An 11,961-nucleotide genomic window follows, 5' to 3' on the forward strand; every position below is an offset into this window, starting at 1 on the left:
CGTTTCGAAAAGTATTTCTTTTTATGAAAGCACTAATAAGACTATCACTGAGCATCTGTACGCTGAGCTTTTTAGCTGGATGTGGTGAGAGTGTCGATCACGAACAAATCCGTGAAAAAGGCTTCATCTATTGCGGCCAAGGTAATCCTAGCACCTTCAACCCACAACTGGTTGATAGTGGCATTACTTCTGAGTCACTGAGCCCTCAAATTTTCGACACACTGCTAACGCTTGACCCTATGACGTACCGACCAAAAGAGAACTTGGCAACAAGTTGGTCTGTCGACAAGTCAGGTACTGAGTACACTTTCACTCTTCGCCCCAATGTTGCGTTTCAAACCACAGACTGGTTTGCCCCAACTCGCAGCATGAACGCGGAAGACGTAGTCTTTAGTTTTGAACGAATCATTGATAGTTCGAACCCATTCCATTATGTGGGTGGCGGCCTATACCCATGGTTTGCAGGCATCGATTTCCAAAACTTAATTGTCGATATCACTGCAGTTGATAACCTAACGGTAAAATTCCGATTAAGCCACCCAGACAACTCGTTCCTCAACAATATTGCCACCAGTTACGCGGTGATTCATTCCAAAGAATACGCCAACAAGTTGATTGCGACTGACGAGAAAAATGAGATCGATTCTAAACCTGTTGGTACTGGTCCTTTTTACCTAGATGAATATCAGATCAACGATCTAGTGCGCTTGAAAAAGAACAAGCGTTACTGGAAAGGTGACGTTCAAATGGACCAAGTTGTATTCGACACATCGCAACGTGGAACAGGCACGCTTGCCAAGCTGCTTCGCAATGAGTGTGATGTCTTGAACTCGCCAATTTCTAGCCAGATCCCAGTCATTCAAGCCCGTGAAGAATTAAAGATTTCAGCAACCCCTGCTGTCAATGTCTCTTTCATTGCGCTTAACACTGAACACCCAGCACTGCGTGACTCTCGAGTCCGTAAAGCACTCAATTTAGCAATCAATCGTCAGAACATACTCGACTCTGTGTACTACGGTACAGGTACCAAGGCCTACACCTTATTGCCACCAACGTCTTGGGCTCATCAGAAAGACAGCGTTCAGGTTCGCTATGACCGAAACTACGCCTTAGCGCTTCTTAAAGAAGCCGGTGTTGAACCAGGTTTAGAGCTTTCAATGTGGGTACCTCTAGAACCAAGAGCATACAACCCAAGCCCGAGAAAAACGGCAGAGCTTATCCAAGCTAACTTTGCCGATATCGGTGTTGAACTGAAACTCTATACCGACGACCGATTCGACCGTACACAGCTATCATCGATTGCCTCAACAGATCTGCTTCTTACTGGTTGGATAGGCAATACCGGAGATCCTGATAATTTCTTGCGTCCTTTACTCTCTTGCAGCTCTGAACGTGCCGGGCTAAACGTCTCTATGTGGTGTAATTCGGATTTTGATTTCCTTCTCGACTTAGCCTTGGAAATAAATCAACAAAGGCACCGTGTGAACCTATATCGACAAGCCCAAAACATATTGAACGAAGAAGTTCCTGTGATACCTCTCGCACACGGCGTGCAATTCCGCGTCCACGACCGTTCACTGACCGGTTTCAAACAGAGCCCGTTCAACGCTCAACCTTTTGATCAAGTCAGAAGAGAGGTGAACTGATGTTTTGGTATACATTAAGACGTGTAAATTTATTTGTTATTACGCTTGCGATCCTGACTTTAGTGGGCTTTTCGCTACTTCGACTAGACCAAACTTCTCCTTGGGCAATTCAAGATTTCTGGCCCGGTTGGATTAGCTATATTACAGAGTTATCGACCCTTAATTTTGGCCTAAGTAAACACGGTGCACCTATCATCGATGAACTTGCCATCGTATTCCCAGCAACGTTAGAACTGTGTTTCTTTGCTTTCGTTCTGGCTCTATTTATTGGCATTCCTTTCGGCACCATCGCCGGTATGAGACAAGGTAAATTGGTCGATACCACGATCTCGTTTACCTCAATGGCAGGTTACTCTGCTCCTATATTTTGGGTCGCGTTGTTGATGATCATGGTGTTTTCACTGCACTTTGAAATGTTCCCTGTTGGCGGTCGCTATGATCTGCTTTACGAGATTGAACACGTAACTGGGTTTGCCATGATCGATGCCTTTTTTGCAGAAGGTCGATACCGAGCACATGCACTACAAAGTGTTATCGAGCATATGGCGTTACCTTGTCTTGTTTTAGCGTTAGCCCCGACAACTCAAGTTATCCGACTGATGAGATCATCGGTGGCTGAAGTGATGACGCAAAACTACATCCGCGCGGCACGTATTAAAGGTCTGTCTACCAGAGAGATCGTCATGCAACACGTATTAAGAAATGCGATCCCACCGATCATTCCGAAAGTCGGCGTTCAACTATCAAGTATGTTAACGCTCGCTATTATTACCGAATCCATCTTTAACTGGCCTGGTATTGGCCGATGGTTGCTAGATGCTCTTTCGAATCAAGATTACGTTTCGATTCAAGCTGGCGTAATTGTAGTAGCGACACTGGTTTTGACCGCAAACATTCTGTCCGATCTATTGGGCGCAATGGTTAACCCACTGGTAAGGAAGGAATGGTATGCTAACAAATAACGTCTACCAAGAAGAGCAAGTTCCAACCCAGTTCGAACGTTTCTGGCGCAGCTTTCGTGGTAATAACCTCGCGATGTTCGGGTTGTGGTGCTTAGTCTTTATCATCCTAATCACGGTCACTTCGCCTTGGTTGGCACCGCACGATTCCCACGAACAAACAGGTCACCTTTTAACCCCGCCATCTTGGGATCCAGCAGGCACGGTGGAATATTTCCTAGGTACCGACGACTTGGGCCGAGATATCCTTTCTCGCCTCATTATTGGTTCTCAGTTGACCTTCGGTGCTGCTGTTGTCATCACATTCATTGCTGCTGTGATTGGTTGTTTAATTGGCGTGCTCGCAGGTATGACTCGTGGGCTACTATCAAGCACACTTAATCACCTGCTCGATACCGTTATGTCAATTCCGTCTCTGCTGCTAGCGATTATTTTTGTGGCTTTTTTAGGCTTCGGTGAATTTAATATCTTACTAGCGATATGTTTGGCGCTTATACCGCGCTTTATCCGCTCGGTCTACATTGCTGTGCATGCTGAGGTAGAGAAAGACTATATTCTGGCTTCTCGCCTTGATGGTGCAAACGATTTCTATCTGTTATGGAATTCGATTGTTCCCAACATTCTCACCGTCGTCGCACTTGAAATTACGCTAGCACTGTCAGTTGCCATTTTAGATATCACCGCTTTAGGTTTCTTAGGGCTTGGCGCTCAAGCGCCGAGCACTGAGTGGGGTTCTATCTTAGGTGACTCTGTAGAGCTGATTTATCTTGCACCATGGACAGTGACGCTACCCGGCCTCGCCATTATGTTTACAGTGATCGTAATTAACCTCGTCGGTGAAGGTGTTCGCCAAGCACTAAATGCAGGAATCGAATAATGCCGTTACTTGATATTCGACATCTAACCATCGAAATTGAGACTCCTCAAGGGTTGGTTAAAGCTGTAGATCGGATGAGTATTACCCTAAATGAAGGGGAAATTCGTGGCCTTGTAGGTGAATCAGGCTCAGGTAAGAGTTTGGTCGCCAAAGCTATCGTAGGTGTTTGTAAGGAAAACTGGAAAGTATCAGCCGATCGAATGCGCTTAGGCAATATCGACCTACTTCAACTAACGCCTAAAGAAAGGCGTCGTGTAATTGCACGCGATATTGCGATGATATTCCAAGAACCATCGAGTTGTCTTGACCCATCGGAAAAAGTGGGACACCAGCTCATTGAATCAATTCCTTCCCATGCATTCGACGGTCGCTGGTGGCAACGATTTAAATGGCGTAAGAAACAAGCAATCGCCCTGCTGCACAAAGTCGGTATCAAAAATCACTCTCGCTTGATGGATAGCTACTCTTACGAGTTAACCGATGGCGAGTGTCAAAAGATCATGATTGCAATGGCCATCGCAGCTAAACCTAAAGTGCTGATAGCTGACGAGCCTACTAACGATTTGGATCCGATAACTCAGTCTCAAATATTGCGCCTATTGAGCCGCATGAACCAGATTAACAACACAACTATCGTACTGATCGGCCATGACTTAACCACCATAACTCAGTGGGCAACTCGCATTACCGTTATGTACTGTGGTCAATCGGTCGAATCTTCGGATACGCAGAAATTGTTGGCTGCACCAAAACACCCTTATACCGTTGCTTTGTTGAAAGCGATGCCAGACTTCAATAACTGGATCCCTCACAAAGAAAAATTACAGTCATTGCCAGGATCGATTCCACCATTACAACATCTACCTATTGGTTGTCGATTGGGGCCTCGTTGCCCATATGCACAAAGGCAATGTGTAGAGATCCCGCATACCAAGCGAATTAAAAACCATAAGTTTAACTGTCACTTCCCTCTGAATATGGAGAAGAAAAAGAAATCATGAGTGCATTATTAGAAGTCAGTGATCTATCTAAAGACTTTACGACTCGCTCTGGTCTTTTCCGTAAAAAGATTCATCAAGCAGTGAAGCCTGTAAGTTTTACCCTTGAAGCCGGACAAACAATTGGCTTTATCGGTCAGAATGGTTCAGGAAAGTCGACATTAGCAAGAATGCTAGCCGGTATGGTTGAGCCCACTGCGGGCGAGATTCGTGTGAATGGTGAAAAGCTAGAACACAAAGATTATTCGACTCGCTGTAAGCTGATTCGCATGATCTTCCAGGATCCCAATACTTCACTTAACCCTCGCATACAGATTGGTCGTATTCTTGAAGGCCCATTGAAGCGAAACACCAACATGCTACCAGAAGCCCGAATGCGCCGTGTGAAAGACACACTATTGCGTGTTGGCCTGTTACCAGAACATGCCTACTTCTATCCTCAGATGCTTGCTGCGGGCCAGAAACAGAGGGTTTGTTTGGCTCGCGCGCTGATACTTCAACCATCAATCATTGTTGCCGATGAAGCGTTGAATGGTTTGGATATGGCGATGCGCTCTCAAATCATCAACCTTTTCTTAGAACTACAAGAAGAGATGGGAGTATCGTTCGTTTATGTATCTCAACACCTCGGTATTGTTAAACACATTACCGACAAGATCATCGTGATGCACGAAGGTAATGTGGTTGAGAGTGGAGAAACGGATCAAGTGTTGACCAATCCAACTCACCAAATCACGCAACGATTAGTTGAGAGCCATTTTTCCAAAGCGCCGAGCCATTAATTCATATCGCGATATATTTTACAAAGGGGAAAGGTATGTTACGAATAGCTTCAATGCTTCCCCTCTTGCTCGGGCTGTTTTCCTTTAACGTTGCAAGCACATCGCTCACCTGGCTAGATAAAACCTTTGTAGAAACAGCGTTTTATAATGTTGCACTTCAACACGAATATACCGAAGGAAACAAACCACTCGCTAAATGGACCCAACCGATCAAAATTTGGATCGACCATCGAGTTGGCGACAAAGAGTTGCATCAAGAGCTTGCAGAACTCCATATTCAACACCTATCTCAGGTTACCCGGCACCCCATTGAAATAGTCACTAAAGAGTCCGATGCCAATGTTAAGTGGATATACACAAGACAAAGCCAGTGGGTCTCCGAAGCCAAATCGATACTCAAACTTAAATCGACTCAACATTTGGGCAGCGCTATCTGTACCGCAGGCTATCGTACAAATTCAAAAGGAGAGATTGTTTATGCAGGCGTTATTATTCCCGTGGATCAAGCCAGATCTCGAGGCAAGCTGGTCGCATGTATCGTAGAAGAGATCACACAAGTTCTCGGCCTGCCTAATGATTCAGATAAGGCATACCCTTCTATTTTCAATGACCATACACCAGAAGACTTATTATCACCTTTAGATGTGGTGCTACTGCAACTACTGTATGAACCCGAGCTGAAAGCTGGAATGACAAAATCTGAAGTAAAACCTATCGTTCGAAAGATACTCGAGAGGTACAGCAAAACAAGCGTACTTCAACAAGCGTCAAAGAACGCGCAACAGGCTCCTTTATATCAGCTCATAGGATACTAATTTAAGCGGTCGTTACTAGACGAAAAGGGAGTTGCTGGATGAAAAGGTGGTCATTAGACGTAGAAATGGGTGATGGGCAAAGAAGCAGGCACCGACTTTAACACGTATTCATTTGGTGGCTGAGTGTTGAAGCGTAGTATCAGAAAGAGAGCAACAGCGCTGCCTAAAGGAAGGCAACGCTAACTTACCGTTTAACGAGAGGATTATCGCTTAGTCGCTTGTTTCTTCAGCTCGAAGTCGAACTCATCCGGGAACAAGATAACACCTTCTTCTTGCTCGTTCGGGAATACCACAACAGCAAGTTCATCGTCTTCAAGACCGTTCGTCCAGCGGCTGTGCCACTTGTTCAACGAAATAGACTCAGCTTTACACTCAGACCAATCACCCGTTGCCCACGATTCTGCGAACTCTTGGTTTGGCCATACTGGAACACAATCTTCATCTTCTGTGTTCAACATTACACAACCGTGCTCATCGGTTAAGATCCATACTTCACGGTTCGCTACGATTTCTTTCACACAGTATTTTAAGCGTTGCTCACCCGTATACTTGTTGATTTCAGCGATTTTTTTATCGTCTAGCTGTGTAGTCATCTTAATTTCCTACTTTAGTCAGTAACTTTGTTCTTAAAGTTATTTTATGCCGAGTGTTCTTAACTTCAACTAATACCTCTGAAGAAGAAAGTCGACTTCAAAGAAAAACGCCTGCTAGATAAGCAGGCGTTTACTATTAAAGCGACTTGATTAAGCTAGCTCGCCTTGAAGCCAAGGCCAACCTTGCTTCTTACGGCTTAATGTATTTTCCATCATCAATACACCATTTTGCTCATGCTTAACCAATTTCTCAGCCCACTCACCTTTGTAAAGTAGACGAGTTTGTGCAGTAGTAATATCTGTTAGCATTACCGCAGCGAATGCTAGACCGTCTTTCTCACAACGCTCTTCAAGATCCGCTTCTAATGCTTCGATCATGCCGTCTACTTGCTCAAGAGTCGCAAGTTCAACTTGACCAACAACAACATCACGACCGTTGAATGGGTAGCCTTTAAGGTCTTTTTCTACTAGCTGTGCAGCAGATAGGCCTTCGATGTTTGTCTTAGCGATTAGAAGCGCTTTGATGAATGCATCAACGTCAGTCACGCCAGCGATTTCAGCAAGCTCAGCAACGGCGTCTTTGTCTTTTTGAGTACATGTTGGAGAAGCAAAACCGACAGTGTCTGAAAGAATTGCAGACATCATTAGTTTAGCGATTTGTTGAGAGATAGCGTGACCTTCAATCTTGAACATGTTGAATAGTACAGTGTTTGTACAACCAACGGGCCAGATCCAAGCTTCCATTGGGTTAACTGTCATCACATCGCCTAGACGGTGGTGATCGACAATACCTACGATCTCTGCATCAGCAACATCATCTGGTGCTTGTGCTAGATCTGAGTAGTCAACTAGCCAGATTTTCTCACCAGCAACAGAAGTACGAAGCTCTGGCTTTTCAGCACCAGCGACTTCTAGAATGTGTTGAGTTTCGCGGTTGATCTCGCCTTGGCGAATTGGTGTCGCTTCCTCGCCACGAGCTTTAAGAAGCTCAGTTGCAACTAACGCACTACAAATACTGTCACTATCAGGGTTTTTGTGACCAACAACTAAAATCATGTTTCTTCCTATTACACTAACAATTATGACTCTACCTTTAGAGCCTCTCTTTATTGGCCATACTTTACCTCATTTTTTTAGATTGGTCATGTTTCGTAGGTTTAACCAATAGTAACAATAGATAAAAAAACAACAAATGCAATTGATAATTATTATCATTCGTATATATTTATCTTAAGCCACTAATTTTGAGTAACACCTATGGATCGACTAATCTCTTTTTTGCCAAGCAATCGTGCTTCGAAAACAACTCAGTTTTCACTCTCATTTAAGCGACTGCTATTGCCTATCTCACTTGTAGCCTTAGTGGCAGCCCCTGCCACACGTGAATTGACGGTGACCACTTTGTCAGATGCCTTCTGGGCCGTGTCTTGTTACGTCGCGTTAACCTTGGCTATTTACCACTGGTTAAGCCTCTACATCAACAAAGATAACGTCTTCAACAAGCTCGTTCATCAATCTCGCTCAAATCAAGTGGTATTCGCGGCTCTCATGGGGGCGCTACCCGGCTGTGGCGGTGCGATAGTGGTGACCACACAATTTATCTCAGGAAAACTCGGATTTGGTGCCGTGGTTGCGGTGCTCGTCTCGACCATGGGTGACGCGGCGTTCCTACTCATAGCGAGCGAGCCTAAGACAGGTTTAGCCATGATGGCGATGGGCGTCATTGTAGGCACTGCGTCAGGCCGAATCATTAACTTATTTCACGCCGACGACTTCTTACGCCCGAAACCGGCAGAAAAAAGTGAAGTCACTAACAGCTGCGCTTCTCAATCTCAAGACAAAGAAGCGGTCTCTAAAAAAGCGATAAACCTACAAGGTTACCTTTGGTCTGTACTGATTGTTCCTGGTGCTGCCGTTGCCCTACTCGGCTCTTTTCAAGTCGATGTTAACGAGTTACTCGCTTTGCCTGAAATGTCGATGGAGTGGGCAGGAACAATTTTGCTGATCAGCTCCATGTTTCTGTGGGGGCTGACCCGTGAAATTGAGGATTACAAATCTGCCGTGAGTGAAGACGAAAAGTGTGTGGGCTCTCATCCACTACAAAAAACGGCTCAAGATACTAATTTCGTAACAGCGTGGGTTGTGGTGGCCTTTCTTTTCTTTGAATTTGGCTCTGTGATAGCAAATGTGGATTTTGCGACGCTATTCTCGAGTTGGGGCATGATGATCCCCCTGGCGGGTGTGTTGATGGGGTTATTACCTGGCTGTGGTCCTCAGCTATTGGTGACTAGCCTTTATCTCTCAGGCGCACTACCACTCTCGGCTCAGGTCGGTAACGCTATTTCGAATGATGGTGATGCGCTATTCCCAGCGATTGCAATGGCACCGAAAGCAGCGCTTGTCGCGACCTTCTATTCGAGTGTTCCTGCTTTGATTTGCGCATACGGTTATTGGTTTATGTTCGAAGCTTAAGTTTCTATTTAGGGCTCCGCTTTATATCCCAGGTTCAAGCTTCTCCAATAGGTTTTTATTAGGTCAGTACTTTGTATTGACCTTTTTTCCATCGGTCTAAGTTCTTATAACAGGTTATTTTTACATTCCCTTACTGCTTCATTGCTTCGACAAACTACCTCAAACACACATTAAAGCCTGTATCAAAAACACCCTAAATTGGCGCTGTGACAATGCTTAGTTAGAAATCCCAACACGTACACTAGAAAAACAAAAAGCCCCTGTAAGAATGCTTACAGGGGCTTTAATTCAAGCTTTCGTACTTAAGTTACCCAACTAAGAAGCTAGGCTGCTTAACAAGAACTTAAGAAACTTCGATTGGACCACCGAATGAAGTTACTGGAGGTAGTTTGCCTTGGAACTTCTCGAAGTTAACCAAACATGTGTTTGCTGAAGTCGCTTGAGCAAGTTCAGACGTACCGATGTCTTGAGTTAGTGTGTTTGGATCGCCGTAAGTATCTAGCGCGCCCACTTTCTCGTTGATCGGACCATACCAAGCACCTTCTTCGATACGAACAACACCAGGAGCGTAGCTATCCATTAGAACAGCACCTGCCAGTAGTTGACCACGGTCATTGAACACACGTACTACATCGCCATCTTTGATGCCTTTCTTCTTAGCATCTACTGGATTGATGTAGATTGGCTCACGGCCTTGCACCGCGTAAGTCGCACGCCACTCTTCAGATTCACACATTTGAGAGTGAAGGCGCTTGTCTGGGTGACAAGATTGTAGCCAATACGGGTGTTTGTCAGAGCCTGGACCACCGTGTGAACGTTCAGATTTCTCGAACCACATTGGGTGTTCTTGACAGTGCTCGTAACCCATATTACCAACAGTACGGCTTGTGATTTCGATGAAACCAGAAGGAGTACCTAGTGCATTGATCTCTGGATCTTCACGGAATGAAGCGTGACGAGTCCATGGCTTGCCTTTACCGAAGTCTAGGAAACCTTTTTCCCAGAACTCAGCAAACTCAGGCATTTCAAAGCTACCTTCGTTAGCAGCACGACATTCGTCGTACAGAGATTTAACCCACTGCATTTCGTCCATGCCACGCGTGTAATCGTCGTAACGACCCCAACGTTTAGTAAGGCTAGACATGATCTCGAAGTCAGTTTTAGACTGGAACAGAGGATCCACTAGCTTGTGCATTGCGATCAAACCACGGCCAGAGTACGCACCGTAACCATCAATATCGTTACGTTCCCACTGAGTACATGCTGGAAGCACGATATCAGAGTGACGACAAGTTGCAGTCCAAGCGAAATCAACAGCTACTACCGTTTGTAGGCTCTTGAATGCTTTACGCATCTTGTTGCGATCTTGGTGGTGGTGCCACGGGTTGTTACCACTGAATACCATCATCTTGATGTCAGGTAGTGTTACTGTAGAACCGTTCGCTTTGATCTTCTTACCAGGCTCTAGCAAGCTATCTACCCAACGAGCAACAGGGATTACACGGCTGTAACCGTTGTAATCTGTGTTGGTGTGTTTAGGCGATTGACCTTGGTCGATGTTCAACGGGAAAGAACCCGGAGCAGCGAAACCAGTTGAAGATACACCGATACCAGAGTAATGGTGACCGTAAGAGATACCACCGCCTGGAAGACCAATTTGGCCAACCATTGCTGCAATAACTGCACACATCCAGTAAGGCTGCTCACCGTGTTGTTGACGTTGGATACTCCAACCCACAAGGATCTGTGTACGACCGTTAACCAGCATCTTAGCGAAGTCACGAATTGAATCCGCGCTTGCGCCACAGATAGCTGAAGCCCATTCAGGAGTCTTCTCAACTTTATCTTTCGTTTCACCTTGAACGTACTTGATGAAGTCTTCAAAACCTAAACAATAAGTCTCGATGAACTCTTTGTCGTACAAGTCTTCGTTATAAAGAACGTGAGCAACACCTAGCATGAACGCCACATCAGTTTGTGGGTTGATGTACATTTGCTCGTTTTCTAGGTAACGACCTGTTTTGTTTTTAACAGGGTCAACAGAAACAACGTTGATCTCTTTCTTAGCAACTTTCTCTTTCAGCTGTTCTAGATATGCAAACGACTCGTGAGTCTCACATGTCCAACCTACTTGAAGGTTTTTCACTGGATCGTTACCCCAAAGAACAATATTGTCACTGTTTTCTAAGATAAGTTCCCAAGATGTGCCTTGTGCATAAACTTCGGTCGAACCTAACACATAAGGCATGATCGTTTGACCAGCACCTGTTGAGTAGTCACCGATTTTCTTCACAGAGTAACCGTGAAGTGCCATTGCACGTTGCATGTGGTTAGTACAGCTGTGGAACTGACCTGTTTGTCTCCAACCAGTTTGACCGGTGTGAAGTGCCCATGGACCGTAATCTTTCTGTACGCGCTCTAGTTCGCGGTAAACAAGATCTAGTGCCTCATCCCAAGTCACACGAATGAAACGGTTGTTACCACGCGTGTCAGCGCTGTACTTGTGCTTCTTCAACCAATCTAGGCGAACCATAGGGTAACGCACACGAGATGGGCTGTAGATAATACCTTTAATACCTTTCAGCATCTCTGTTGGGTGCTGATCGATTTCTAGAGGTTTAATTTCTTGTACTTTACCCGCGTAAACACGAGCTCGGAATGCACCCCAGTGAGAACCAGAGACTTTCCACGCGCCGTCTGTTTCTGCAGCAGACGCTGATGCCGACGCCAATAAGCTTGGACCGATAACCGATGCCGCACTTGTTGTAGCGACACCTTTCAGAAAACTTCTTCTTGTAATTGCCATTGTGTTACTCCAA

At 45.2% G+C, this 11,961-nt stretch carries 10 protein-coding genes; 7 read left to right on the forward strand and 3 right to left on the reverse strand.

Translation table 11 applies throughout. The features are described 5' to 3' along the window. The first annotated feature begins 23 nt into the window (after positions 1-23). The 6 genes from sapA to OCW38_RS09295 are packed head-to-tail and all read left to right on the forward strand — an operon-like array spanning position 24 to position 6,077. Positions 24-1,646, forward strand: a complete 1,623-nt coding sequence (gene sapA / locus OCW38_RS09270) for an ABC transporter substrate-binding protein SapA (RefSeq protein ID WP_016784624.1) — start codon at positions 24-26, stop codon at positions 1,644-1,646. Next, the gene (locus OCW38_RS09275) at positions 1,646-2,608 is read left to right on the forward strand and encodes an ABC transporter permease (protein WP_010440077.1); all 963 of its coding nucleotides are present in this window, start codon (positions 1,646-1,648) and stop codon (positions 2,606-2,608) included. Before sapA ends, OCW38_RS09275 begins: the two co-directional genes overlap by 1 nt. After that, a complete protein-coding gene (locus OCW38_RS09280) occupies positions 2,595-3,482 on the forward strand; it encodes an ABC transporter permease subunit (protein WP_010440075.1) in 888 nt (295 codons plus the stop codon). The genes OCW38_RS09275 and OCW38_RS09280 overlap by 14 nt, the downstream gene beginning before the upstream one ends. Further along, positions 3,482-4,483, forward strand: a complete 1,002-nt coding sequence (locus OCW38_RS09285) for a peptide ABC transporter ATP-binding protein (protein WP_010440073.1) — start codon at positions 3,482-3,484, stop codon at positions 4,481-4,483. The genes OCW38_RS09280 and OCW38_RS09285 overlap by 1 nt, the downstream gene beginning before the upstream one ends. Beyond that, a complete protein-coding gene (locus OCW38_RS09290) occupies positions 4,480-5,262 on the forward strand; it encodes a peptide ABC transporter ATP-binding protein (RefSeq protein WP_010440070.1) in 783 nt (260 codons plus the stop codon). The genes OCW38_RS09285 and OCW38_RS09290 overlap by 4 nt, the downstream gene beginning before the upstream one ends. 35 nt (positions 5,263-5,297) lie before the next feature. After that, positions 5,298-6,077 carry a DUF2927 domain-containing protein gene (locus tag OCW38_RS09295; RefSeq protein WP_010440066.1) on the forward strand — a complete coding sequence of 260 codons (780 nt, stop codon included), beginning with the start codon at positions 5,298-5,300 and terminating at the stop codon, positions 6,075-6,077. A 203-nt stretch (positions 6,078-6,280) separates the two neighbouring features. Here OCW38_RS09295 and OCW38_RS09300 read toward each other — a convergent pair whose 3' ends face one another. Together OCW38_RS09300 and OCW38_RS09305 are read right to left on the reverse strand one after the other, a co-directional pair. Beyond that, the gene (locus OCW38_RS09300) at positions 6,281-6,670 is read right to left on the reverse strand and encodes a DUF2750 domain-containing protein (RefSeq protein ID WP_010440063.1); all 390 of its coding nucleotides are present in this window, start codon (positions 6,668-6,670) and stop codon (positions 6,281-6,283) included. Positions 6,671-6,820: 150 nt separating this feature from the next. Then, the gene (locus tag OCW38_RS09305) at positions 6,821-7,726 is read right to left on the reverse strand and encodes a manganese-dependent inorganic pyrophosphatase (RefSeq protein ID WP_010440060.1); all 906 of its coding nucleotides are present in this window, start codon (positions 7,724-7,726) and stop codon (positions 6,821-6,823) included. 201 nt (positions 7,727-7,927) lie between these two features. On the opposite strand from OCW38_RS09305, the gene OCW38_RS09310 reads away from it, so the two are divergent. After that, positions 7,928-9,142 (forward strand): putative manganese transporter, encoded by a 1,215-nt coding sequence (locus OCW38_RS09310; RefSeq protein WP_046208851.1) that lies wholly within the window; start codon positions 7,928-7,930, stop codon positions 9,140-9,142. A 343-nt stretch (positions 9,143-9,485) separates the two neighbouring features. Here the strand turns inward: OCW38_RS09310 and torA are convergent, their stop codons facing one another. Then, positions 9,486-11,948 carry a trimethylamine-N-oxide reductase TorA gene (gene torA / locus OCW38_RS09315; RefSeq protein ID WP_010440056.1) on the reverse strand — a complete coding sequence of 821 codons (2,463 nt, stop codon included), beginning with the start codon at positions 11,946-11,948 and terminating at the stop codon, positions 9,486-9,488. Positions 11,949-11,961: the final 13 nt, after the last annotated feature.

It is taken from the genome of Vibrio cyclitrophicus (assembly GCF_024347435.1).
GTDB lineage: Bacteria > Pseudomonadota > Gammaproteobacteria > Enterobacterales > Vibrionaceae > Vibrio > Vibrio cyclitrophicus.